The 20902-nt window shown below is 63.3% G+C and carries 24 protein-coding genes; 12 read left to right on the top strand and 12 right to left on the bottom strand.

Annotated features, from left to right (window positions below; all coding sequences use genetic code 11):
- Positions 1-8 precede the first annotated feature (8 nt).
- Both maiA and F3H96_RS16245 read right to left on the bottom strand, forming a co-directional pair.
- The gene (maiA, locus tag F3H96_RS16250) at positions 9-659 is read right to left on the bottom strand and encodes a maleylacetoacetate isomerase (protein WP_149802733.1); all 651 of its coding nucleotides are present in this window, start codon (positions 657-659) and stop codon (positions 9-11) included.
- Positions 656-1354 carry a fumarylacetoacetate hydrolase family protein gene (locus tag F3H96_RS16245; RefSeq protein ID WP_149802732.1) on the bottom strand — a complete coding sequence of 233 codons (699 nt, stop codon included), beginning with the start codon at positions 1352-1354 and terminating at the stop codon, positions 656-658. The genes maiA and F3H96_RS16245 overlap by 4 nt, the downstream gene beginning before the upstream one ends.
- Before the next feature lie 209 nt (positions 1355-1563).
- Between F3H96_RS16245 and F3H96_RS16240 the strand changes: the two genes are divergently transcribed.
- Positions 1564-2247: a response regulator transcription factor gene (locus tag F3H96_RS16240; protein ID WP_149802731.1), complete on the top strand. Its 684-nt coding sequence runs from the start codon at positions 1564-1566 to the stop codon at positions 2245-2247.
- Positions 2248-2256: 9 nt separating this feature from the next.
- On the opposite strand, the gene F3H96_RS16235 is transcribed toward F3H96_RS16240, so the two are convergent.
- From F3H96_RS16235 to F3H96_RS16225, 3 genes are read right to left on the bottom strand one after another with little or no spacing between them, the layout of a single operon-like run.
- Positions 2257-3594, bottom strand: coding sequence for a hybrid sensor histidine kinase/response regulator (locus tag F3H96_RS16235; RefSeq protein WP_149802858.1), 1338 nt, complete (start codon positions 3592-3594; stop codon positions 2257-2259).
- 5 nt (positions 3595-3599) lie between these two features.
- Positions 3600-4784 (bottom strand): FIST N-terminal domain-containing protein, encoded by a 1185-nt coding sequence (locus F3H96_RS16230; RefSeq protein ID WP_244620039.1) that lies wholly within the window; start codon positions 4782-4784, stop codon positions 3600-3602.
- 58 nt (positions 4785-4842) lie between these two features.
- Complete coding sequence (locus F3H96_RS16225) at positions 4843-5040, bottom strand: hypothetical protein (protein ID WP_149802729.1); 198 nt, start codon at positions 5038-5040, stop codon at positions 4843-4845.
- 21 nt (positions 5041-5061) lie between these two features.
- Here F3H96_RS16225 and F3H96_RS16220 point away from each other — a divergent pair, with 21 nt between their 5' ends.
- The 4 genes from F3H96_RS16220 (at position 5062) to F3H96_RS16205 (ending at position 10053) form a co-directional block, all read left to right on the top strand.
- Positions 5062-5562, top strand: a complete 501-nt coding sequence (locus tag F3H96_RS16220) for a (2Fe-2S)-binding protein (RefSeq protein ID WP_149802728.1) — start codon at positions 5062-5064, stop codon at positions 5560-5562.
- 107 nt (positions 5563-5669) lie between these two features.
- Positions 5670-8018: a xanthine dehydrogenase family protein molybdopterin-binding subunit gene (locus F3H96_RS16215; protein ID WP_149802727.1), complete on the top strand. Its 2349-nt coding sequence runs from the start codon at positions 5670-5672 to the stop codon at positions 8016-8018.
- Positions 8019-8030: 12 nt separating this feature from the next.
- Positions 8031-8828: a xanthine dehydrogenase family protein subunit M gene (locus F3H96_RS16210; protein WP_149802726.1), complete on the top strand. Its 798-nt coding sequence runs from the start codon at positions 8031-8033 to the stop codon at positions 8826-8828.
- A 202-nt stretch (positions 8829-9030) separates the two neighbouring features.
- The gene (locus tag F3H96_RS16205; RefSeq protein ID WP_149802725.1) at positions 9031-10053 is read left to right on the top strand and encodes an acyltransferase; all 1023 of its coding nucleotides are present in this window, start codon (positions 9031-9033) and stop codon (positions 10051-10053) included.
- Between the two features lie 42 nt (positions 10054-10095).
- Here the strand turns inward: F3H96_RS16205 and F3H96_RS16200 are convergent, their stop codons facing one another.
- The 3 genes from F3H96_RS16200 to F3H96_RS16190 are packed head-to-tail and all read right to left on the bottom strand — an operon-like array spanning position 10096 to position 11974.
- Positions 10096-10629, bottom strand: a complete 534-nt coding sequence (locus F3H96_RS16200; protein ID WP_244620038.1) for an SRPBCC family protein — start codon at positions 10627-10629, stop codon at positions 10096-10098.
- Between the two features lie 38 nt (positions 10630-10667).
- Positions 10668-11177: a GNAT family N-acetyltransferase gene (locus F3H96_RS16195; protein WP_244620037.1), complete on the bottom strand. Its 510-nt coding sequence runs from the start codon at positions 11175-11177 to the stop codon at positions 10668-10670.
- Positions 11177-11974: a copper homeostasis protein CutC gene (locus F3H96_RS16190; RefSeq protein ID WP_149802724.1), complete on the bottom strand. Its 798-nt coding sequence runs from the start codon at positions 11972-11974 to the stop codon at positions 11177-11179. The genes F3H96_RS16195 and F3H96_RS16190 overlap by 1 nt, the downstream gene beginning before the upstream one ends.
- 149 nt (positions 11975-12123) lie before the next feature.
- Between F3H96_RS16190 and F3H96_RS16185 the strand changes: the two genes are divergently transcribed.
- Positions 12124-12579 (top strand): carboxymuconolactone decarboxylase family protein, encoded by a 456-nt coding sequence (locus F3H96_RS16185; protein WP_149802723.1) that lies wholly within the window; start codon positions 12124-12126, stop codon positions 12577-12579.
- A 154-nt stretch (positions 12580-12733) separates the two neighbouring features.
- On the opposite strand, the gene F3H96_RS16180 is transcribed toward F3H96_RS16185, so the two are convergent.
- The 3 genes from F3H96_RS16180 to F3H96_RS16170 all read right to left on the bottom strand — a co-directional run bounded on the left by F3H96_RS16180 (position 12734) and on the right by F3H96_RS16170 (position 15912).
- Entirely contained in the window at positions 12734-13165 is a 432-nt protein-coding gene (locus F3H96_RS16180) for a cupin domain-containing protein (RefSeq protein ID WP_149802722.1), read from the bottom strand.
- Positions 13166-13234: 69 nt separating this feature from the next.
- On the bottom strand, positions 13235-14833 hold the full coding sequence (locus tag F3H96_RS16175) for a DHA2 family efflux MFS transporter permease subunit (RefSeq protein WP_149802721.1): 1599 nt from the start codon (positions 14831-14833) through the stop codon (positions 13235-13237).
- A complete protein-coding gene (locus tag F3H96_RS16170) occupies positions 14830-15912 on the bottom strand; it encodes an HlyD family secretion protein (protein WP_244620036.1) in 1083 nt (360 codons plus the stop codon). The genes F3H96_RS16175 and F3H96_RS16170 overlap by 4 nt, the downstream gene beginning before the upstream one ends.
- A 445-nt stretch (positions 15913-16357) precedes the next feature.
- Here F3H96_RS16170 and F3H96_RS16165 point away from each other — a divergent pair, with 445 nt between their 5' ends.
- Complete coding sequence (locus F3H96_RS16165; protein WP_188131423.1) at positions 16358-16867, top strand: MarR family transcriptional regulator; 510 nt, start codon at positions 16358-16360, stop codon at positions 16865-16867.
- Positions 16851-17453 carry a gamma carbonic anhydrase family protein gene (locus tag F3H96_RS16160; protein ID WP_149802718.1) on the top strand — a complete coding sequence of 201 codons (603 nt, stop codon included), beginning with the start codon at positions 16851-16853 and terminating at the stop codon, positions 17451-17453. Before F3H96_RS16165 ends, F3H96_RS16160 begins: the two co-directional genes overlap by 17 nt.
- 281 nt (positions 17454-17734) lie before the next feature.
- Here the strand turns inward: F3H96_RS16160 and F3H96_RS31520 are convergent, their stop codons facing one another.
- Positions 17735-17869, bottom strand: a complete 135-nt coding sequence (locus tag F3H96_RS31520; protein WP_280177779.1) for a hypothetical protein — start codon at positions 17867-17869, stop codon at positions 17735-17737.
- Positions 17870-17985: 116 nt separating this feature from the next.
- On the opposite strand from F3H96_RS31520, the gene F3H96_RS16155 reads away from it, so the two are divergent.
- The 4 genes from F3H96_RS16155 (at position 17986) to F3H96_RS30585 (ending at position 20883) form a co-directional block, all read left to right on the top strand.
- Complete coding sequence (locus F3H96_RS16155) at positions 17986-18306, top strand: putative quinol monooxygenase (protein WP_149802717.1); 321 nt, start codon at positions 17986-17988, stop codon at positions 18304-18306.
- A gap of 77 nt (positions 18307-18383) precedes the next feature.
- Positions 18384-19259, top strand: coding sequence for an NAD(P)-dependent oxidoreductase (locus F3H96_RS16150; protein ID WP_149802716.1), 876 nt, complete (start codon positions 18384-18386; stop codon positions 19257-19259).
- A 67-nt stretch (positions 19260-19326) separates the two neighbouring features.
- Complete coding sequence (locus tag F3H96_RS16145) at positions 19327-20142, top strand: helix-turn-helix domain-containing protein (protein ID WP_149802715.1); 816 nt, start codon at positions 19327-19329, stop codon at positions 20140-20142.
- 582 nt (positions 20143-20724) lie between these two features.
- Complete coding sequence (locus tag F3H96_RS30585) at positions 20725-20883, top strand: hypothetical protein (RefSeq protein ID WP_188131422.1); 159 nt, start codon at positions 20725-20727, stop codon at positions 20881-20883.
- The last annotated feature ends 19 nt before the right edge of the window (positions 20884-20902 follow it).

The raw sequence follows: 20902 nt of genomic DNA, 5'->3' as shown, positions 1-20902 counted from the left end.
CTTGCGGGTTATTCGGCATCGATCTGGTTCTGTGGTGCTGCCTTCTCGAACGCCGGCAGCGCCATGCAGGCGGCGTGGATGCGCGCGATCACCGGGTAGGGCGCCATGTCGACGCCGAAACGGGCGTTGTTGGTGACCTGGGCGGCAAGGCAGATGTCGGCCAGGCCAGGCGTATCGCCATGGCAGAAGGTGCCGGTCTCGGGCGACGAGGCCAGAATCTTTTCAAGCGGCTGGAAACCTTCGTTCACCCAGTGCCGGAACCAGTTGACGACGTCTTCGTCACCCGCACCGAACAAGCTTCGCAGCGAAGTCAGCACGCGCAGATTGTTCACCGGATGGATGTCGCAGGCGATCATCTGCGCCAGCATCCGGACCCTGGCGCGCCCCAGTGCATCCTTCGGCAGCAGCGGCGGCTCGGGCTGGATCTCGTCGAGATATTCGATGATCGCCAGCGACTGGGTCAAAAGCGTGCCGTCGTCCAGAACCAGCGCCGGCACCAGCCCTTGCGGATTGACCGCGAGATAGGCTGGCTCGAGATGTTCACCATGGCGCAGATGATGCGGCACATAGGTGTAGCTCATCCCCTTCATTTCCAGCGCGATACGCACCCTGTAGGAGGTGGAGGAGCGGTAGTAATTATGGAGGACGAGATCGCTCATCGCCTTGGCTGCCCGATGGTCACCTCCACGCGACCGATGCCGTCGACGCCGCCGGTGATCCTGTCGCCCGCCTGGACCGCGCCGACGCCGGCTGGTGTGCCGGTGAAGATCAGGTCGCCGGGCTGGAGCTCGACCGCCTCGCTGCAGATCGAAATAATGTCCGCGATCGGCCAGATCAACTCGGCAAGGTCGCCGTCCTGCTTAACCGCGCCGTTGACGCCAAGCCAGATGCGGCCTTTCACCGGATGCCCTGTTTTCGCGGCCGGAACCAGCGGACCGCAGGGCGCCGACTGGTCGAACGCCTTCGACCAATCCCAGGGACGCGCCGCCTTCTTGGCCTGGTCCTGCAGGTCACGGCGCGTCAGGTCGACGCCGACGCCGTAGCCCCAGACATGGGTTAGCGCATCGGCTTCCGGAATGCGGAAGCCGGCCTTGCCGATGGCGACCACCAGCTCGATCTCGTGATGCAGGTCGGAGGTCAAGGGCGGGTAGGGGATCTCGGCGCCGCTGTCCACCACCGCGTCGGCCGGCTTGGTGAAGAAGAAGGGCGGGTCGCGCTCGTCATTGCCGAGTTCGCGCGCATGCGCGGCGTAGTTGCGGCCGACGCAGAAGATGCGGCGCACGGCAAAGCGTTCCGCCGAGCCGGCAACGGCAACCGAAGCGATCGCTGGCGGCGGAAGGACGAATTCTGGCATGGACTGGCTCTACGTCGGAATGAATCGTCCACACCTTCGGCCGATTTTGACGGGCGGGCAAGACCAAGGACGATCCGCGCGCATTGCCCTGTCGTTTCAATGACAACGCGCTCTGTACCATTGGGCGATAGACTATTTGGCAATAATCTGGCCATGGTCGCGGGACTATCCTGCGCCGGACGAAACCGAACCGAGGCCAAACCTCCGCAATGACCGCCGCCAGCGATCGCGCCCGCTTCCTGATCATCGACGACCACCCGCTGTTTCGCGAGGCGCTGCACAGCGCCGTGCAGATGGCCTATCCGGATGTCGACACCGTCGAGGCGCGCTCGATCACGGAGGCGATCGAGCTACTCGCCGACGCAAAGCCGTTCGACCTCGCGCTGCTCGATTTGAGCATGCCAGACGTGCATGGCTTCGAAGGATTGTTGCAGCTCAGGACCCGCTATCCGCGGCTGCCGGTGGTGATCGTGTCCGGCTACGAGGAGCCGAAGATCATCTCCGAGGCGCTGTCCTATGGCGCTGCCGGCTTCATCCCGAAATCGGCCCGCAAGAGCGACCTCGCCGCCGCCATCCGCTCTGTGATGGATGGCGCCGTCTATGTGCCGGAAAACTACGAGGGCCAGCCGCCGGATCCCGACAGCACCGACCGCGCCGACATGGTGCAGCGGCTGGCGAGGCTGACGCCGCAGCAGCTCAGGGTGCTGCAGATGCTGCGCCAGGGCATGCTCAACAAGCAGATCGCCTATGAGCTGCAGGTGGGCGAGACCACGGTCAAGGCGCATGTCTCGGAGATCCTGCGCAAGCTCAACGTCTACAGCCGCACGCAAGCGGTGATCGAGGTCTCGAAACTCGACAATGCGGAGCTGTTTCGGGACCAGGCAGGGTTTTGAGGGGTAACTCTAAGCCAGCAGATGCGCCAGCAGTGCGCGCAGCTGCGCCGGTTTCAGCGGCTTGCGCATCAGCTCTATGCCCGCCGCGCGGGCGGCCTTGGCGACTAGCTCGGAGCCGTCGGCGGTGACGATCAGGGCCGGCACCGGGCGGCTGAGATAGTCCCGTACCTCCGCTATGGTCGCGGTGCCCAGGTCGCCGCCGTCGAGATGCTGGTCGGCGATGACGATGTCGGGCACCCAGTCGGTATCGCCGAGCAGGTCCAGCGCATCGTCGGTCGAGGTCGCGGCACGGACCAGGCACTGCCAGCGTTCGAGCAGCGAGGTCATGGCGGAGAGCACGTCGGCGTCGTTTTCGACCAGAAGCACCTTGGTGCCGAACAGCCCGTAGCCGCGCGGGCGTTCCAGGTCGGCGATGGCCGCCGCCGGCTCGGCCGCCGCCATGCCGATCGGCGCGTCGATGTGGAAGATGGTGCCGCGCCCGACCTTCGAGGAAAAGGTGACGGGGTGGCCGAGCGCCGCGGCCATCCGGCGCACGATGGCGAGGCCGAGGCCGAGCCCGCCGGCCAGGCCGCCGTCAGTCAGGGTCGAGGTGCCGCGGTGGAACTCTTCGAACACGGCTTCGCGCTGGTCCTCGGGAATGCCGCAGCCGGTGTCGGCGACGTCGATGCGGATGGTGTCGCCGCGATGCCTGGTGCCGACCAGCACGCCGCCTGAGCGGGTATAGCGCAGCGCGTTGGAGAGGATGTTCTGCAAGATGCGCCGCAGCAGCGTGCGGTCGGAGCGCACGACGACATTGACCGGCCGGAATTTCAACGACAGGCCCTTCTTTTGCGCTTCCGGAAGAAAGTCCGAGCGCAGCGAGGAAAACAGCGCCTCCAGGCTGACGTCGCCGATTTCGGCCTGCACCACGCCGGCGTCGAGCTTGGAGATGTCGAGCAGCGTGCGCAGCAAATCTTCCATCGTCTCCAGCGAGCGCTCGACCTGGCGCACCAGCTTCCTGCCCTCATCGCTGGTCTGCACCTCGGCCAGCGCCGAGACCGACAGATGCGCGGCATTCAGCGGCTGCAGCACGTCGTGGCTGGCGGCGGCGAGGAACCTGGTCTTGGAGAGGTTCGCCAGCTCGGCGTTCTCCTTCGCCGCGCTGAGGTCGATGTTCGTCTGCTCGAGCCGGCGCAGCGTCGCGTGCAGTTCCTCGGTGCGGTTGCGCACCCGGTTTTCCAGCGAAATAGCGGTCTGGAACAGCGAGAAGGCGTTGCCCTGCTGGTCCATCGAACGCTCGACGCGGCTGACAAGCGCTGCGTTGATCTTTTTCAGCTTTTCGAGGTCGTTGATGTCGCGAAGCGGCATCTCGCTCACTCGGCCGCCTGGCGTTCGCCGAAGGCGATGCCGGTAAAGGTCTGGTTGAGGTGCATCGAGCGATACTGCTCGCCATAAGTGCCGAAGCCGATGACCTTGTTGGTCCGATAGAGCTCGGAAATGTCGCGGAAGACCTGACGGTTGCGCGCGTCGAGCCGGCGCAGCACGCAGTCGAAGCCGAGGATCATGTCGATGCCGCCGAGCCTGTGCTCGACATCCTGGAGAGCGGTGCGCGTCGATTCCACCATGTTCTTCGGCTGGGCGATGGAAAGCACCACGCCGTCATCGATGGCGCAGAAGAAGGACAACGAGCCGTCAGGGTGCATGCGCTGGATCGAGCGGCAGTAATATTCGCCGCCGACCTTCACGACGACGGGGTGCGAGGCGAAGCTGAGCGGCGTCAGCGTCTGCGGCAGGATACCGACGGAGGCTGCATATTCTTCCGCCGCGTTGGTGGCGTTGAATTCGCGCACGACACGATGGTCGGGGTCGGACGCCGTCACCACCAGCTTCTCGTCGGTCGGGATGAAATTGTCCGTCTTGAAGACGTGGAAGGGTATCTCGGTCGCGACCAGCACGATGATGGCGCTGTCCGACGCGACCCTGCCGTTGGCGATCAGACTGGTCGTCTCGAATTTCAGGTCGTCGCCGGCCGAGCCGCCGATCAGCGGGATGTCGTCCAGCCCCCAGTGGATGGCCGAGGTCACCGCTTCCTCGGCATAGGACAGCCCGTCGATGAAGCAGAGCGCGAATATGCCATTGGAGCGATCGTGGCCGACGCGCCCGCGCAGCAGGCGCCGCAGTGTCGCGACCTCGCCGGTGATCCTGTCCATGCCTGAGGAGGACAGGTTTTCGACCATGGTGGAGACGGTCGAAAACGACGTCGACGGCAGGAGCAACGCAAGGATATGCCCTTCCTCCAGTCCCTGCGGCGTGATCTCGCCGGCGGTCGAGCAGCCGGCATAGGCAAGGGAAGGCGCATGTAGTTTCAGCGCCTGGGCGAGCGCTGCCGCGTCGACCAGGCTCTGGGAGAAGAACAGAAGCGCGAAGCCGGCCTCGACGATTGCTGCTTCGGTCGCGATGGCCCGGGCAAAGGCATTCGGGTCGGGCTCATCGGTGGTGAGCGCCGAAAGGCCCGATGCGTAGCGCGTGCTCGAACTGGCCAGATGCCTTCTCCGCAATTCCTCCGACGCTATGCGTGTCTTTTTCTTATTTTATGCGTGTCTTTTCTTATGCGTCTCAGCCACGCTTCGCGTCGAGGGCATCTTTGCCTTCAATCCCCGATTTGGCAATGGGCCGGGCACCGTGCTCAGCAGCTTGCCGGCCATGACCGAAAGTACAATTGGCGGAATGCCGGCCGCGCTGTTTGTTACCGTTGCGCGAAATGAGGATAGCGCACTGCCGAAGCACGAGCACGGCATCGGCAAAGATGACCAAGGTCATACCCAGGGAGGTTGCATGTCGGACGTGTCGTTGACGGTGAATGGGAAACGGGTCAGCGGGAGTACCGAGGACCGAACGTTGCTGGTGCATTTCCTGAGGGAACATCTCGGTCTCACCGGAACGCATGTCGGTTGCGATACCTCGCAATGCGGCGCCTGCGTCGTGCATGTCGACGGCAGGGCGGTGAAGTCCTGCACGATGCTCGCGGTCCAGGCCTCGGGTTCGACCATCGTCACCATCGAGGGGCTGGCGAACGGCGCCGAGCTGCATCCGGTGCAGGCCGCGTTCAAGGAGCATCACGGGCTGCAATGCGGCTTCTGCACGCCCGGCATGATCATGGCGGCCACCGACATGATAGCGCACCATCCCGAGGGCCTCGACGAGGCGACGGTGCGCGCCGAACTCGACGGCAATATCTGCCGCTGCACGGGCTACCACAACATCGTGAAGGCGATCCTCGCCGCATCGCAGGCGATGTCGAAAGGGTCCAAGGGCAGGGCGAAGCAGGCAGCTTAGGAGTAGGCGGTAGGCAATAGGGAATAAGCAAACGGCGATACGACCGCGGGCCCTCACTACTGCCTAACTCCTACTGCCTATTCCCTTAAATTCGGGAGGAATTTCCTATGGGTATCGAAGGCGTCGGCGCTCGCGTGGCGCGCAAGGAAGACAAGAGGTTCATCACCGGCGGCGGCCGCTACGTCGACGACATGGTGGTACCCGGCATGAAGCATGCCGTGTTCGTGCGCAGTCCGCACGCGCATGCGCAGATCAAGAAGATCGACGTTAAGAAAGCGCAGGCGATGCCCGGCGTCGTCGGCGTCCTGACCGGCAAGGAACTCAAGGCCGACGGCATCGGCAATTTGATCTGCGGCTGGATGATCCATTCCAAGGACGGCACGCCGATGAAGATGGGCGCCTGGTCGCCGCTGGCGGTGGACAAGGTGCGCTATGTCGGCGACGCCGTGGTCATCGTCGTCGCCGACACCAAGGGCCAGGCGCGCGACGCGGCCGAAGCGGTCGAGATCACCTACAAGGAACTGAAGGCCGTGGTCGACGCCACGAAGGCCATTCAACCCGGCGCGCCACAGATCCATGGCGAGGCCGAGAACAATCTGATCTTCGACTGGGAACTCGGCGACGCCAAGGCGACCGACGCGGCGATCAAGTCGGCGGCCCATGTCACGCGCATGAAGATCGTCAACAACCGGCTGGTGCCGAACGCCATGGAGCCACGTGCGGCTCTTGGCCATTACGACAAGGCCGAGGACCACTACACCTGCTGGACGACGTCGCAGAACCCGCATCTCGCGCGGCTGGTGATGAGCGCGTTCTACAACGTCGCGCCGGAAAACAAGCTCAGGGTGATCGCGCCGGATGTCGGCGGCGGTTTCGGCTCCAAGATCTACATCTATCCCGAAGAGATCGTCTGCCTGTGGGCATCGAAGAAGACCGGCGTGCCGGTGAAATGGGTAGCCGACCGCACCGAAAGCTTCCTTTCGGACGCGCATGGTCGCGACCATGTCTCGACGGTGGAGATGGCCTTCGACAAGGACAACCGGATCACCGGCCTCAAGGTCGACACCATAGCCAATCTCGGCGCCTACATGTCGCTGTTCTCGTCCTGCGTGCCGACCTATCTCTACGCGACGCTCCTGTCGGGCCAGTACGACATCCCGGCGATCCACGCCAATGTGCGCACGGTCTACACCAACACGGCGCCCGTCGATGCCTATCGCGGGGCAGGGCGGCCGGAGGCCACCTACGTGTTGGAGCGGATGATGGAAACGGCGGCGCGCGAGCTTGGCGTGTCGCCGGCGGAACTCAGGCGCCGGAATTTCATCACGTCGTTCCCGCACCAGACGCCGGTGATCATGAACTATGATGCCGGCGACTATAACACCTCGCTCGACGCGGCGATGAAAGCCGCCGACTATGCCGGCTTCACGAAGCGCCGCGCTGACGCCGCCAAGCAAGGCAAGCTGCGCGGCATCGGCATGAGCTGCTACATCGAGGCCTGCGGCCTTGCGCCGTCAGCGGCGGTCGGCTCGCTTGGCGCCGGCGTCGGGCTGTGGGAATCGGCGGAGGTACGCGTCAATGCGGTCGGCACCATCGAGGTGCTGACCGGCTCGCACAGCCACGGCCAGGGCCACGAGACGACCTTCGCGCAACTGGTCACCCAGCGCTTCGGCGTGCCGATCGATTCCGTCTCGATCGTGCATGGCGATACCGACAAGGTGCAGATGGGCATGGGCACTTACGGCTCGCGTTCCGGCGCCGTCGGCATGTCGGCGATCGCCAAGGCGCTCGACAAGGTCGAAGCCAAGGCCAAGAAGATCGCGGCGCATCTGCTCGAAGCGGACGAAGGCGACATCGTCATCGAGAATGGCGAGGTCAAGGTTGCCGGCACCGACAAGAGCCTGCCCTGGCTCCAGGTGGCGCTTGCCTCCTACACCGCCCACAACCTGCCCGCCGGCATGGAGCCCGGCCTGAAGGAAACCGCCTTCTACGACCCGTCCAACTTCACCTTCCCGGCCGGCTGCTACATCTGCGAGGTCGAGATCGATCCGGAAACCGGACTGACGGAAATCGTGCAGTTCGTCGCGGCGGATGATTTCGGCAACATCATCAACCCGATGATCGTCGAGGGGCAGGTGCATGGCGGCATCGCGCAGGGCGTCGGCCAGGCGTTGCTCGAAGGGGCGTATTATGACGGCAATGGCCAACTGCTGACCGCGAGCTACATGGATTACACCATGCCTCGCGCGGCCGACCTGCCGTCCTTCAAGATCTCGACCTCGAACACGCCATGCCCTGGCAATCCGCTGGGCATCAAGGGCTGCGGCGAAGCCGGCGCCATCGGTTCGCCACCGGCGGTCATCAACGCCATCACCGACGCGCTCGGCGTCGTCGACATCGCCATGCCGGCGTCGCCCGCGACGGTGTGGGCAGCCATCCGCGCGACGAAGCACTGAGGAGGGACGAACATGTATTCGGTCAATTATCATCGCGCTTCCTCTGTCGCCGACGCCGCCAAGCAGCTCAAGAACGGCGACGCCAAGCTGCTCTCCGGCGGCATGACGCTGATCCCTGCCATGAAGACGCGGCTCGCGGCGCCGTCAGACCTCGTCGACGTGTCGCGGCTCAAGGAACTGCAGGGCGTCAAGGTGTCCGGCAAGACGGTCACGATCGGCGCGGCGACGACGCATTACGACGTCTCGACCGACGAGAAGCTGAAGAAGGCCTGTCCGGCGCTTGCGCATTTGGCATCCCTGATCGGCGACCCGGCCGTGCGCTACAAGGGCACGATCGGCGGTTCGATCGCCAACAATGATCCGGCGGCCGACTATCCGGCGGCGTTGCTGGCGCTCGGAGCGACGATCGTCACCAACAAGCGCGAGATCGCGGCGGAAAAATTCTTCAAGGGCCTGTTCGAGACGGCGCTGAAGGAGGGCGAGATCATCACGGCGGTGACCTTCACCGCTCCGGCCAAGGCCGCCTACCAGAAATTCCGCAACCCTGCTTCGCGCTATGCCATCGTCGGCGTGTTCGTCACCAAGGGCAAGGATGGGGTGCGGGCGGCGGTGACCGGGGCCGGCGAGGACGGCGTCTTCCGCTCCAAGGAAATCGAGGCGGCGCTGGCGAAGAATTTCGACGCCTCGGCGCTTGACGCCCTCAAAGTATCGGCAAAGGGGCTGATGGGCGATCTCCATGCCTCCGCCGACTACCGCGCCAATCTGATCGCGGTGATGGCGAAGCGCGCGGTGGCCGCGGCAAACGCTTGAACGCGCTCATTCCGGGTGAAACGAAGGGGGCCATCGCGGCCCCTTTTCTTTTGTATTCGCAACAACTTGGCGGGAATGGCCCGAGGATTCGCAGTTTCGCACTTGCACAATAATATCCCGCACTGCAAAATAAATGAGGCGGGAAGCGAAGCGGTTCCAGCACGGCCATCCGTGCCGGGCCATCGAGTTGCGAAGGACGGGCATGACCGACATCTCCGCAACGGCCGGTGTCCTGCCTCGGGCCACAGCCGACAAAGCCGCACGGACAAGGCTGGCCTATCTCGACGGCTGGCGCGGCCTGTCGATCGCCCTGGTGCTGATCGGCCATTTCTTTCCCGTACCGGGAATCAACCTCGGCGTTCTCGGCGTCGAGTTCTTCTTCGTGCTGAGCGGGCGGCTGATGGCCGAAATCCTGTTCATCGAGCGCTTTCCGCTGAAAAAATTCTTCAAGCGCCGCTTCTCGCGCATCTATCCCGCGCTGCTTGCGTTCGTGATCGCGGCCATGGTCGGGCTTGCCGGCACCTTCATCGCGTACAAATGGAAGGCGGCGCTGACGGCGCTGACTTTCACCTACAACTACGCGGGCGTCCTGGTCACCCGCGCCGGCGCGCTCGACCATATCTGGTCGCTCTGCGTCGAGGAGCATTCCTACATCCTCTTGGCGCTGATCAGCGTGGTGGTAACCGGAAGGACGAATGTCGTGCGGCTGCTTTTGCTGCTGGCGCTGCTGGCGATGGCCAACGGGGCCATTTCCTACGGGGTTCTCGGCATCGGCTACGAGACCACCTACTGGCGCACCGATGTGCATATCGCCTCGATCCTTTTGTCCGCCGCGATCTGCCTGCTCAAGGCCGACGGCCGCCTGCCGGCTGCCTTGCAAAGCCGGCATGTGGCATTTGCGGCCGCGGTTAGCGGCGTGCTGCTGTTCCTCGATCCGGTGCCGACCCCGATCCACTATCTTGTCAGCGTGCCGCTGCTGGCGCTGGCCGTCAACGCGCTCGACTTCGCCGGCGGCTATGCGACAGGGCCGCTGTCATCGCGGCCGATGGTGATGCTCGGTCTGTGGTCCTATTCGCTCTATCTCTGGCAGCAGCCCTTCTACAAATTCGTCGATGAGCGCGGCAGCGCGTCGATCCCGATGCTTGCGGCCGTGTTCGCCTGCGCGCTCTGCAGTTATTACGTGATCGAGAAACCGGCCCGCGGTTGGCTCAATCGAAACTGGTGACCAGAACTCTTCGTTCGACGCAATTCCGGAGGGAAAACCGTGTCACGCTTTTCCTGGAATTGCTTCGGTTTTGCCGCTCTTCTGTGTGGCCAGGTAACGGCGAAGCCCGGCTTCGCCGCGTGGCGTCGTCCAGCGGTGGTTCCAGGCAAAGGCAGGCCTGAGCAGCGGCGCCAGGAGTTTGAGAATCGGCCTCTCGACCGTGACTTGCCAGATCAGGTCGACATGCGTGCCGGTTCCGGACGGCGACAGTTCGGCCCGCCAGAGCCCGTCGAAATCGCCGAAAGTCTTCACGACCACCAGCCGGCCGGGTTCGAGCTCGGCGGCCTCGATGATGAAGTTCAGCTCATAGGGCAGGGCCCCGCGTGCCCTGGCCCTGGCCCGCGCGCCGACGACGCCCTTGCCCTTGTTGTCGAGCGGCTCGACCTCCTTATAGGCATCGCCCCACCAGAGCGGCAGCAGCTTGGCGTCCGACAGCACGTCCCATACCTCCTGAGGCGTTCCCTCCGGGATGTCCCAGCTCTCGTCGAAGCGGAAGACGTTGCTCGCCATGATGTCGCGCCCCAGCCAGCGGAGCATCCATATTAGCTTTGGCTTGTTCTTCAGGCCAGCAGCGTTCAGCCGGCGATCGGCTTGGCATAGTAGCACACCGACTTCTTGCCGCCATGGATCACCGCATCGCCGATCTCGGCAAAGCCGAGGGCGGCGTGGAAGGCGTCGGAAGCCGGGTTGGGCGGATCGGCGTTCACCTCGCAGGTGACAACGGCGTAACCGGAGTCCCGGGCATGCTCGAACAGATCCTCATAGAGCCGGCGGGCATGGCCGCGGCCGCGCGCTTCGGCGGCGACGACGACGCGGTCGACATAGACGAAGCGTGGATAGCGCTCGCGGAACCAGAGGAAGTTCGGGCTGTCGTAGCGCGCGTCCTGGTCGAAGCACATGATGAAAGCCTCGAGCATACCGATACGGCGAGTGTAGAAAGCTTCGCCGAGCAGGAATGAAAGCCGTTCCGGCTCGAGCCAGGACAGTTCCGCCGCATGCTCGTTGTTGAGCGCGAGGATGGCGGCCTCGTCGGCGGGCGAGACGCGTTCGATCGGCAGTACTTCCTTGGTCATCGTCCCGGCCATCAGGCTCTCGCGGCCGCGATCGTCGCCGCCACCAGCGTCTCGTCCGTCACCGTGTTGCGGTATTCGCGGTCGAGGTCGGTGCCGCCCATGCCGACGTTCGGGTTGCGGTAGCGCATGGCGCTCGGCACGTCCGCGAGCGCGGCGAAATGCATCTCGGTCAATCCGGTCCGCCTACGCACTTCGCCGATGGTGTCGGGCGCCAGGGCGCCGCAGCCGAGGATGATGATGCGCTCGCCCGCCTGGCGAACGAGCTGCGCCAGAAGCTCGATACCTTCGATAGCCGTGTCGCGCTGGCCGCTGGTCAGCACGCGGCCGACCTTGCAGCGGATCAGGGCTTCGAGCGCCTCCGACGGGTCGCGCGTCATGTCGAAGGCGCGGTGGCAGGTGACGTTGAGCGGACCGGCGGCTTCTACCAGCGCGGCCATGCGCTGCTCGTCGATGACGCCGTCGGGGGTCAGGCAGCCGACCACGACGCCGGCCACGCCGAGCTCGCGAAGCGCTTCGACATCGGCGAGCATCGAGCGGTATTCGGCCTCGCTATAGAGGAAGTCGCCGCCGCGCGGCCGTACGATGACATGGAAGGGGATGGTCGCTCTTTCCAACGCGGCGCGCACCGTGCCGAGGCTCGGAGTGATGCCGCCCTCGATGAGGCTGGCGCAGAGCTCGACCCGGTCGGCGCCGGCCGCCTGCGCGGCAAGCAGCCCGTCAATGCCTTCGACGCAGATTTCGATCAGGGGTTTTTGCGTGTCCGCCACTGGTTCCGTCCGTGCTTTCAAGGAGATGGTCAGCCCTAGCATCGGGCGGGTCGCCGCGAAAGCCGCAACGATCGGTCCAGCCGCAGAAGCCGCTTGACAATGCATAACTGCAAGGTTATGGGTTATTCATAACCAAATGGTTATTGATTGAAGCGAGGCCTGTCGGCCGCGACGACTCGAGGAGACGGATTATGGAAGCAAGATTGAAGAACCCGGTGATGCTCATTCCCGGCGCGCTGCAGGCGCTCCTGGCGCTGGACAAATCGACGGAAGCCGCAGACGTGCCCTATGTGACGCGCAAGCTCATTCACCTGCGCGCCAGCCAGATCAATGCCTGCAGCGTCTGCGTCGACATGCATGCGCGCGAGCTGAAGAAGGCGGGCGAGACCGACGAGCGGATCTTTGCCGTGTCCGCATGGCGCGAAACGCCATACTTCACCGCCGCCGAACGCGCAGCGCTTGCGCTCGCCGAAGCCGCGACGCGCCTGGCCGACCGCTCCGACGCGGTGCCGGACGAAGTCTGGGACGAGGCCGCGCGCCACTATGACGATAAGGCGCTCGCCGCCCTGGTGATCCAGATCGCGCTGATCAATGCCTTCAACCGGCTGAACGCGACCACGCGACAGCCAGTGGGCGTCTGGGGCTGAGGCAACGGCCGGGCGTCCGCTAGAGCCGGGTGATTTCAGGTCGAGTCGACCTGAAATCTGAATCCGGCTCTAAATCAAAGAGATAGAGCATGATGTCGTCCGGAAATGCTTCACACTTTTCGGCATCGTGCATTAGAGGCGGACGCCTTGCCGGCTACTGCTTCAGGATCGTGTTCTTGGCGCCCTGTTCGACCTGGTCGATCACCAAAAGCTTCACCGGATCGGTGCCGATGTTGGTGGCCTGGTGCCACTGGCCGATCATCTCGACGATGAAGTCGCCGGTCTTGTAGGTGTTGCTGGCACCCGTCTCGACATTGGTGACCTTGAGCGTGCCAGCTTCGACATAGGCATAGCGGGGGAAGGGGTGCTGGTGCACCGGCAAGGTCGCGCCCGGCGCGATCTGATAGGAAGAAACCTGAACCTCGACGTTCTTTTGCGGCAGCGTGATCGGCTGGCCGGAAGCGGTCGTCGTCTTCGATGCCAGCGGCGTCACCACCACCGATGTGGCGGAGCTGTCCAGCGCGCTTGCGTTGGTCGAGAAGGATGCCGCCGCCAAAAGCAGTGCCGATGCCAGGATGTTGCGCATGAGGTTCCTCCGCAGGCCGCCAGCTTGGCGCGCCGAGCGCGCTGGCGCAAGCGCCGGGTGACCGAATAGCTAACGTTTGGCCGGCGCGGATCTGGGCGGCCGCAGCAGCAAAGCGAGCGGCACGAGAATTGCCGTCGCCACCGCGCAATTGAAGAAGACATCGACATAGGCGAGCAGCGATGCCTGCCGGCCGATCTCCTGTCCGATCCAGCCGACGGCCTGCTGCCTGGCCTCGACCAGCGGCGAGCCTTCGGCGACGAAATGGTCCGTCACCTGGCGAAGCGTCTGTTGGTAGGCCTCGCTCGACTGCGCCGTGTGGCCGACCAGCACCGACTGGTGGAGCTGGGCGTTCTGGGCAATCACCGTGTTCGACAACGATACGCCGATGCTGCCGCCGATGTTGCGCGCGACGTTGATCAACGCGGATGCCTGATCGGTCTTCTGCGGCGCCAGGCCGACATAGGCAGCGGTCGAGATCGGGATGAAGAGAAACGGCAGTCCGATCATCATGAAGATGCGCGCATAGGCGAAGAAGCTGAAGCTGGCGTCGGGCGTCAGCGAGGTCATGTGCCAGAGCGCTACCGCGACGACCGACATGCCCATCATGATGAGATAGCGCGGCTGAACGATGCCGGCCGCAAAGCCAGAGACCGGCATCAGCATGAGCATGGCGATGCCACCCGGCATCATCGACAGGCCGGAAAGGGTGGCGGTGTAGTCGAAGGTGGTCTGCTGCAGCTGTGGCACTAATTGCGTGCTGCTGAAAAGCACCGCGCCGACCGCCATCATGACCAGGAACGACATGCCGAACTGCCGGGTGAAAAGCAGGCGGACGTCGACGATGGGATCGCGCCGGGTCCACTCCCAAGGGACGAGCAGCAGGAACGACACCGCCGAGACCACGGCGAAGGTGGCGATGAAGGTCGATGCGAACCAGTCGTTGCGCTGGCCTTCGTCGAGGAACACTTCGAGGCAGCCGAGCGCCATCGCCACCAGGATGAAGCCGATCCAGTCGACCTTAAGTCCGTTGCTCAATCGCTGGCGGCGCTCGCGTTCGAGAATGTCGGGTTCGATCACCAGCCATTGCACGAGTGCCAGCGACATGACGCCGAACGGGACGTTGATGAAGAAGATCCAGTGCCACGAGAAATTGTCCGTCAGCCAGCCGCCGATGGTTGGCCCCACCGTGGGCGCGACGATGACCGCGATGCCATAGAGCGCAAAGGCCTGCGAACGTTTCTCGGGCGGAAAGGTATCGGCGAGGATCGACTGCTCGCTTGGCGCCATGCCGCCGCCGCCCAACCCCTGCAGGATGCGAAAAGCAATCAGCGTCGGCAGATTGGGAGCGAGCCCGCACAGCAGCGATGCGAGCGTGAAAGTCGCCACGCAGATCATGTAATAGCGTTTGCGGCCGATGACGCTGGCCAGCCAGCCACTGACCGGGATGATGACGGAGGTGGCAACGAGATAGGTGGTGATCACCCAAGTGCTCTCGTCCATGCCGGCCGCCAGGCTGCCCGCGATATTGCGCAGCGCGACATTGGCGATCGAGGTATCGAGCACCAGCATGAAGGTCGCGATCGAGACGACGATCGCGATCAGCCAGGGATTGCGGCCGCCGGCTGCCGACCGGCTCTCGCCGCCAGGACTTACTACGGCATCCGTCATCGCACCTTGACCGTCGGCACCACCGACATGCCGGGACCGAGATAGACGCCGGGCGGCTGGTCGAACACGATCTTGACCGGCACGCGCTGCACCACCTTGACGAAATTGCCGGTGGCGTTTTCGGCCGGAAGCAGGCTGAACGCCGTGCCGCTGCCGGCCTGGACGCTGTCGACATGACCGTGGAAGGTCTTTTCGGGATAGGCGTCGATGACGATGTCGACGGGCTGGCCCGGTCGCATCAGGTCGAGTTGCGTCTCCTTGAAGTTCGCCTTCACCCAGACGTCCTTGGGCACGAACATCATCAGCACCTGGCCGGGCTGCGCATAAGTGCCTTTCGCCGCCGTGATGTTGGTTGCATGGCCGGCGACGGGGGCGGTGATGGTCGTGCGGGTGAGGGTGGTCCTGGCCTGGTCCTCGGTCGCCTGCGCCTGCTGCAGCCTGGCCTCGGCGCTTTTGACTTGTGCCTGCAGGACTGCAATCTGGCTCTTGGCGGCCTCGGCATTCGCATTGGCGGTATCAAGGGCCGCCTGGTCCTGGCGCAAGGTCGACGCGGCCTGCTGCGCCTGCTGTTGCGTCGCCGTGCCCTTGGTCAGGAGCTCGCGGTTGCGCTGGTCCTCGGACCTGGCGAATTCGAGCGCCGCCTGCGCCTGTGCCACCTGCTTCTCGGCGGCATCGATCTTGGCGTTCTGCGCCTCGGATTGGGCCTGCACATTGGCGATCTCTGCCCGCCCAGCCACCACGCCGGCCTCGGCCTGCTTGAGCGAGGCCTGATAGTCGCTGTCGTCGATGCGCAGAAGCACGGCGCCGGCCTCGACCGGCTGGTTGTCGGTGACGGCGACGTCGGTGATACGACCGGAAATTTCGGCGCCGACCGTCACCGTACGTGCGTCGATGAAGGCGTCATCGGTCCATTCATACTGACGAGCGTCGATCCACCAGATCACCACCGCCGCGACGCACAACAAAACGAGGATCGCGACAGCCGCCGCTACAAAGGGATGGCGTCTCAGCGGGCCGGGCCTGTTGCAATCCGACCGGCTGTCGTTCGCGCGCGTCTCATCGGTTCGGCTGTCATCCACCGCCTTGTCATCGTCCGGTGGGCGGTGCTGCCGATCGGATCGCGGCAGAGCCCGCGATTCTTCGGTTGGAGCGATTTCGCGCTCGTTTCTTTCAGATTTCGCATACAAGGCAACGAATCCAGATGTCGTCGACACCCTCGAAGCTGGGTCAACGGGCGGTTTCCGCAAAAGTTCCTGTCGCCAGATCGGCGCAGCGGCGCGCCTTGTCGACTGTCAGCCCGCAATTCAGCCGCCGTCCACCATCAGGTTTATGACCCGATATTGATCATGCGGCTCGCCAGGAAGCGCGGGAGGCCGCGTCACGGCTGGCGGAAGACCTACTGTCGCGCGCAACAGAGGCGATCGCATGATTTTGAAGCGCTTGCTGCGGACGTCCGGTCGTCTTGACGCGAGTGTAAAAGATGCATAGCCTATGCATATGTTAGATGGAAACAAACTTGGCGTCATGGGACTGCTCGTCGTCGACGCGATCGAGACATCGTTCGGCGATTTCTCGCGCAGTGCCGCGGCACTTCTGCTGACCTTACACTATCACGGGCCAATGACGGCGACAGAGCTCGCCATGATCGGTGGGGTCACGCAGCCAACCGCGGTCCGTGTCGTGGGTGGCCTGATCCAACGTGGCCTTGTCGTGCGCGGAGGACGATCGGGGCGGACAGCGCCGCTGGCCCTTACCCGCGAAGGATCGGAAAGTGCCAATGCTCTACAGGCAGGTCGGTTGGACGCCATGGAACGCCTGCTGGCAACACTGCCGAAGGCCGAACGTGTGCAGTTCGAGCGGTCCCTCGATCGCCTGCTCGCGTCGGCAACCCGGTCGCGGACCTTCGCCCGTACGACCTGCCGGCTCTGCGATCACAGGGGCTGCAGCGGGCCGCTCTGTCCGATCGGCACCCGCGCGAACGAACTCGAGCACGCCGCCGGCGCTAAAGGAGAACCATATGTTGTTCACCCATGACAACAAGAGCCCGCAGGTTGACCCCACAGCCTGGATCGCCGCCGACGCGACCGTCTGCGGTGACGTGACCATTGGAGCCGGCGCGCGCATTCTGCACGGAGCACGGGTGATCGGCGAAGCAGGCGGCTCCATCCAGATCGGCTGCGACTGTATCGTGATGGAGAACGCGGTGATCCGCGCCAATCCTCGTCACGGCTGCATCATAGGCAATCACTGCCTCATCGGGCCGAACGCCCATGTCATTGGCGCAACAATCGAGGACGAAGTCTTCGTCGCGACCGCCGCTGCGATCTTCCACGGCGCGCATCTCGGCCGCGGCACGGAAGTACGCGTCCATGCAACCGTCCACCTGCGCACCCGCCTCGCCGCCGGCAGCACGGTGCCGATCGGCTGGGTGGCTGTCGGCGACCCGGCTCGCATCCTGCCGCCCGACCGACACGACGAGATCTGGGCGGCGCAAGAGCCGCTGAACTTCCCGGAGTGGGTCTATGGCTACGACCGCGCCGCGCCGGATCTCATGCGACACGTCACCCGGCGCCTCTCCGAGAGCTTGGGATCACACCTCGGCGACACGGTCATCGGCTAATGCCGAAAGGCGTCACCGATGATGACAATCAATGCGTCCAGTGTGTCGCGTAAATAAGCGATAGCGAGCCCACAGCCATTGGTCCTGGTGCAAATTTCGCTAAGGATTACATCGGCAATCAAGCTTGCGCCCGGGTAATTTCGAGCGGCTTGTCCGTTGCAAACGTACCCGCGATCACCGGGAATGGCACAAACAGCTGGGCTCGCCCGCAACATTACCATAGCTGTGGGTCTGCTTGGGGCTGCGGACCTCTGTTTCCGCCTTCCCCGTGGGGGGCTTTTTCATCCCCAAATGAAGCGGGTGAATGTGTCGCGATCGACAATCCTAAGCTTCATCTGCTCGGCATAGCGTTTTCCGAACCAGCCTTCGTAGCGAATGCGAATTGGGAATTCAGCCACATGCTTCCAGAACTGCATCTACAGTGTTGCTGACGCGTCCGGCACCGCGGCGTGATTTCGCTGCCATTTCGCATTTCTACAATGCGACGCAGCTTCGCCGACCTAAGATTCCAGCACCAACAGGGAGTTTGCCAATGATGTTCATCGCGAATCTTCTCGCCCGGGCCGAGACCGTCGATCAAGTCCGTGACATCCTCATCGATCTCACGCGGCAGACATCGGCCGAGCCGGGCGCGGTGTCGTATCACGCCGCTCAGAGCACGTCCGACCCAACGCATTTTAATGTCGTGGAACAATACCGCGATCATGCCGCTTGGGAGTCTCATATGGCCTCTCCCCATGTGCGTGATGCGCTATCGGCGTTCAATTACCTGCTTAGAGAGCCGCCCGCGGCAACCGCGTTCGAGGTCTTTGCTGAATACATGGCCGCGCCGGCGGACAGCCGCGCGATCTAAGCGTGTTCGCCATTTAGCTGGCGAGCACACAACTGGATTGGCTTCATACAACCTACGATGGACGGAAAGGATTTCCGATGGCTGAAGTGGCAGTTCTGGGACTTGGGGCGATGGGTTCGCGCATGGCAGCCAATCTGCTCAAGGCAGGGCACCGTTTGACGGTGTGGAACCGATCAAAAGGGGCGGCGGATCAGCTCATTGCTGCAGGAGCGCATCTCGCCGGCTCGCCGCGAGAGGCCGTGGCAGAAGCAGATTTCGTGATCGCCATGGTTCGAGATGACATTGCATCGCGGAAAATATGGCTCGATGAGGACACGGGAGCGCTTGCCGGGCTCAAGACGGACGCGGTGGCGATCGAGAGCTCGACACTGACGCCGGTTTGGATCCGCGAGCTCGCCAAGGCCGCATCGGCTCGCGGCGTTGCTTTCCTGGAAGCGCCGGTGGCAGGCGGACGCCCGCAAGCGGAGGCGGCCCAGCTGATCTATCTCGTCGGCGGCGAGAAGGAACTTCTCGCGCGAACAGAGCCGCTGCTCAAAGCCATGGGGACGGCAGTACATCACGCTGGGCCGGTCGGGGCAGGCGCCATGGTGAAGCTCTCCGTCAACTCTCTTCTCGCTATCCAGGCCGGCGCAATGGCCGAACTCATTGGCCTGCTGCAGCGGCTGGGCGCCAATGTCGATCGAGCCGTCGAGATTATTGGCGCGACGCCGGCCAGCAGCCCAGCGGCGAAAACAATGGCCGCCTCCATGCTCGCGGGCACGTTCGAACCATTGTTTCCGGTAGAACTCGTGGACAAAGACCTTGGATATGCAATCACTATGGCGGGCGCCGGCTCCTCAAAGCATATGCCTGTGGCTACCGCGGCCCGCGAGGTCTTCCGGCATGGGATTGATCGCGGCATGGGCGACGACAACATAACCGGCATCGTGCGCCTGTACACTGAGCCCAGATAGTCAGTGTATGCGATGGCGACTGCGGAAAGTGGCGTAACAAACAATTCATGGATTTCGAGAGGCTTGGATGCTGAGCATCTCCTATCGCCCGATCGAATCGATAGGTCACGTGGTTGATCGCTACTGGTCACGTTCGACCAATCCTGGCGAAAACATCGAATTCATGCCGTTCCGGCCAAGCCCAGGCGGAGTTGAGCTATTCTTTCACGTTGCACAAGGCTTTCTGCTTAATGGGAAACAACCGCCGCGGGCCCATGTTTTGTGCTGCCGTAGCCAGCCCATTCACCCGAAGGCCGTGCCGGGATTTCACTTTCTTGCTGTCCGCATTCGGGCGGGCATGGCAGAAAATCTGCTGGGAGTACCTGTTTCCGAACTCGCAGACAGAATTGTTCCGCTCGAGGTGATCTGGGGACAAGAGGCAACGGTACTGACGGAGCAAATCGCAACCACGGCGCTTGACAGCACGCGGATCCACCTGCTGAACCATTTTCTCCAGCAACGTCTCAATCCCCGAGCAGAGCGGCGCACCCTCGATGCCGCCTTCCGACTTCTCGAGACGGGAACATTATCGATCTCCAAAATCTGCGATCTTGTGGGACTGAGCGAGAGACAGATTGAGAACCGTTTCAGGAGAGCGACGGCAAATTCGCCGGTCCGCTTTCGCCAACTTGCGCGGTTGAGACGAACTATCAAAGCGATATTGCAAGATCCGAACGAGAAATTTACGCAGCTTGTCGATGAGGCCTACTTTGATCAATCGCAGGCCGTTCATGACTTCCGCCGTTTTACAGGTTTGACACCAACGGAATTTTGCGAACTGGCGAGACGGTCCGCTCACTTCTACGAATTGAGATCGCCGGCTTTGGCGCGCCAAAGTCGCTAGTGGGTTGAGCCGGCCGAGCAACGCGGCGGAGGCGCCGCCGCAATGATCAATGCGCCCTTGATTGCTGGAGCCATTTCGCGAGCGATTTACGCGACCTGAAGTTTCCCGACAGCGCGTTCCCGCATCCTCAACACCAGCAGGCGCGTCGCGGCGAACGGCGCCAAGACGATAAAGGTCATCGCAATGCTGACGAACACCGATGCAAGGCAAATCCCGCCTGGGAGATAGCAAACGGATTCCATGACGTTCCCCTTTTCCACCTTAGCGTTCGGTCGCCAGTTAGGATGCTCCGGGTGGGACAGAAATTCAAGCGTTTACTAATTCGCGCAGAGGTTTAGATGCTGCATTCTCGTGCAGTTGCGGATTGTTTTATGTAGCGCTAATAAGACATTACCCTCGGCCAACAGCCGTGGTTGTATGGCCCGGCTTGCGAACCCCATGTCTCTTTTGAGACATATCAGGCCGGGCCATAACCAGCCGACCAAAACGCCTTCAGGCATCCGACGCTGACTGCCACGGCGAGGACGGCCGGCGCCTGTACAGCTAATAGCGCTGGCGCAGGCCGACGACCGGGGCCCAAGAATGGGCGAAACGAATTCGACTAGCGCGGCAATCATCGTCGTTTTCATCGCGGCGCTGCTCGTTGTCATCGTCAAGCGTATTGCCGCATTAGCCGGCGAAGGCGCGAACGATCGCGAAGCCCACGCCGATTGCAAGGCCCGTGGCGTAGCTTTCGGCTAGGCGGAGCACAACCGACCCG

Source organism: Mesorhizobium sp. NFR06 (genome assembly GCF_900115245.1).
In the GTDB taxonomy this organism is placed as follows: Bacteria; Pseudomonadota; Alphaproteobacteria; order Rhizobiales; family Rhizobiaceae; genus Mesorhizobium.
The sequence above is the reverse complement of the archived record's forward strand: the minus strand, read 5'-3'. Positions and strand labels throughout refer to the sequence as shown.

Coding starts and splice junctions, on each gene's coding strand:
- F3H96_RS16240 (WP_149802731.1), top strand. CDS start 1,564: ATGACCGCCGCCAGCGATCGCGCCCGCTTCCTGATCATCGACGACCAC.
- F3H96_RS30585 (WP_188131422.1), top strand. CDS start 20,725: ATGGGCGAAACGAATTCGACTAGCGCGGCAATCATCGTCGTTTTCATC.
- F3H96_RS16175 (WP_149802721.1), bottom strand. CDS start 14,833: ATGACGGATGCCGTAGTAAGTCCTGGCGGCGAGAGCCGGTCGGCAGCC.
- maiA (WP_149802733.1), bottom strand. CDS start 659: ATGAGCGATCTCGTCCTCCATAATTACTACCGCTCCTCCACCTCCTAC.
- F3H96_RS16185 (WP_149802723.1), top strand. CDS start 12,124: ATGGAAGCAAGATTGAAGAACCCGGTGATGCTCATTCCCGGCGCGCTG.
- F3H96_RS16210 (WP_149802726.1), top strand. CDS start 8,031: ATGTATTCGGTCAATTATCATCGCGCTTCCTCTGTCGCCGACGCCGCC.
- F3H96_RS16145 (WP_149802715.1), top strand. CDS start 19,327: ATGCTGAGCATCTCCTATCGCCCGATCGAATCGATAGGTCACGTGGTT.
- F3H96_RS16220 (WP_149802728.1), top strand. CDS start 5,062: ATGTCGGACGTGTCGTTGACGGTGAATGGGAAACGGGTCAGCGGGAGT.
- F3H96_RS16235 (WP_149802858.1), bottom strand. CDS start 3,594: ATGCCGCTTCGCGACATCAACGACCTCGAAAAGCTGAAAAAGATCAAC.
- F3H96_RS31520 (WP_280177779.1), bottom strand. CDS start 17,869: ATGCAGTTCTGGAAGCATGTGGCTGAATTCCCAATTCGCATTCGCTAC.
- F3H96_RS16165 (WP_188131423.1), top strand. CDS start 16,358: ATGGGACTGCTCGTCGTCGACGCGATCGAGACATCGTTCGGCGATTTC.
- F3H96_RS16190 (WP_149802724.1), bottom strand. CDS start 11,974: ATGCTAGGGCTGACCATCTCCTTGAAAGCACGGACGGAACCAGTGGCG.
- F3H96_RS16160 (WP_149802718.1), top strand. CDS start 16,851: ATGTTGTTCACCCATGACAACAAGAGCCCGCAGGTTGACCCCACAGCC.
- F3H96_RS16245 (WP_149802732.1), bottom strand. CDS start 1,354: ATGCCAGAATTCGTCCTTCCGCCGCCAGCGATCGCTTCGGTTGCCGTT.
- F3H96_RS16200 (WP_244620038.1), bottom strand. CDS start 10,629: ATGCTCCGCTGGCTGGGGCGCGACATCATGGCGAGCAACGTCTTCCGC.
- F3H96_RS16180 (WP_149802722.1), bottom strand. CDS start 13,165: ATGCGCAACATCCTGGCATCGGCACTGCTTTTGGCGGCGGCATCCTTC.
- F3H96_RS16195 (WP_244620037.1), bottom strand. CDS start 11,177: ATGGCCGGGACGATGACCAAGGAAGTACTGCCGATCGAACGCGTCTCG.
- F3H96_RS16155 (WP_149802717.1), top strand. CDS start 17,986: ATGATGTTCATCGCGAATCTTCTCGCCCGGGCCGAGACCGTCGATCAA.
- F3H96_RS16205 (WP_149802725.1), top strand. CDS start 9,031: ATGACCGACATCTCCGCAACGGCCGGTGTCCTGCCTCGGGCCACAGCC.
- F3H96_RS16215 (WP_149802727.1), top strand. CDS start 5,670: ATGGGTATCGAAGGCGTCGGCGCTCGCGTGGCGCGCAAGGAAGACAAG.
- F3H96_RS16150 (WP_149802716.1), top strand. CDS start 18,384: ATGGCTGAAGTGGCAGTTCTGGGACTTGGGGCGATGGGTTCGCGCATG.